The sequence below is a fragment of the Polynucleobacter sp. 35-46-11 genome, from assembly GCF_002281105.1.
In genome coordinates, this window is record NZ_NCFJ01000618.1 from 1 (window position 1) to 1355 (window position 1355).

3 protein-coding genes are annotated in these 1355 nt (G+C 47.2%); all 3 read right to left on the reverse strand.

The annotated features are described in order from the left end of the window. Window positions 1–143: 143 nt before the first annotated feature. Complete coding sequence (rpoZ, locus tag B7Y67_RS18195) at window positions 144–347, reverse strand: DNA-directed RNA polymerase subunit omega (RefSeq protein ID WP_011902918.1); 204 nt, start codon at window positions 345–347, stop codon at window positions 144–146. 45 nt (window positions 348–392) lie between these two features. Further along, window positions 393–1043: a guanylate kinase gene (gene gmk, locus B7Y67_RS18200; protein WP_215303299.1), complete on the reverse strand. Its 651-nt coding sequence runs from the start codon at window positions 1041–1043 to the stop codon at window positions 393–395. A gap of 21 nt (window positions 1044–1064) precedes the next feature. Continuing rightward, window positions 1065–1355, reverse strand: a 291-nt coding sequence (locus B7Y67_RS18205; protein ID WP_293599840.1) for a DUF1732 domain-containing protein, incomplete at its 5' end; no start/stop codon positions are given.

Below are 1355 nucleotides of genomic sequence, written 5' to 3' on the forward strand. Positions count from 1 at the left end.
AATAAATGTCGGCTCGATTGAGCTAACAATGTTGCGATGATGGAAGACTTATCGCTATTAACAGTCTCTTTAGGCGAGACCCGACCTTTGGATTCCGATGTGTTTTGGTCGCCTAAGGGGAGCTCCACAACGGAACCCCTGAATTACAAAGGTACTTTGGTCAACATGTCACGGTCAGTTACACCAGCAGCAACTTCACGTAAGGCAACTACAGTTGCTTTATCTCTGGACTCAACACGTGGGGAGTGACCTTGAACTAATTGACGTGCGCGATAAGTCGCGGCCAATACCAGCTCAAAACGATTTGGGATAGTTTTTAGACAATCTTCTACAGTAATACGGGCCATGCTGAACTCACTTAAATTTAGCTTCAATACCTATAGGATAACTGATTAGACCCCAAGCCGCCTTAAAAGCGCTGGGTTGCGAGCCATAATTGGCCCTGAGCGTAAGCGGCTGGCAGCAACAACATGGCGTAAATCAATTAAAGCCTGCTCAAAATCATCGTTGATGACAATGAAATCCGCTTCATGGGCATGCTGAAGCTCTAAATGGGCTGCAGCCAACCTTCTCTGAATGGTTTCCTCATCATCCTGCCCACGTTTACGCAAGCGCTCCTCTAAGGCCTCAAATGAAGGCGGGAAGATGAAGATCCACTGCACTTCGGGAATAATTTGACGAATTTGCTGGGCGCCCTGCCAGTCGATCTCGAGCATCACATCGCGCCCGGTTTTCATCTGGGTTTCGATCCAAGCTTTGGAGGTGCCGTAAAAATTGCCGTGCACTTCCGCATGCTCCAAAAAATTACCTTGATCGCGTTCCGCTATAAATTCATCTCTTTTAATAAAGCGATAGTCCTTGCCATCCACCTCGCCTGGCCTTGGCGCACGTGTTGTAGTGGAAAGGGAGAGCTTGAGCGCCGTATCTTCTTGCAATAAGGCATTCACCAAAGAAGATTTTCCAGCGCCTGATGGGGCAACGATCATCAACATGCTGCCTTGATAAGCGGGAGATAGGTTAGCTTTAGGTTTAGGGCTGGCCATAATAATTTGTGTAAGGGATAGTTACTCTAAATTTTGGACTTGTTCACGCATCTGCTCAATCAAGAGCTTGAGCTCTAAAGCAGCTTGAGTACATTCTTCTGAAACAGATTTAGAGCTCAAGGTGTTGGCTTCACGATTCAACTCTTGCATCAAGAAATCTAAACGTTTTCCAACTGGCCCTTTACCTGCCAGAGCAGTATCTACTGCCTGAAGATGAGTCTTGAGTCGAGCAAACTCTTCCGCAACATCGATACGAACTGCGTAGAGCACCACCTCCTGACGAATACGCTCCATCAACTCCGTGCCAGAACT

What these genes read in the sequence shown, in the direction of transcription:
- rpoZ (WP_011902918.1), bottom strand. Translation starts at nt 347, where the DNA reads ATGGCCCGTATTACTGTAGAAGATTGTCTAAAAACTATCCCAAATCGT.
- gmk (WP_215303299.1), bottom strand. Translation starts at nt 1,043, where the DNA reads ATGGCCAGCCCTAAACCTAAAGCTAACCTATCTCCCGCTTATCAAGGC.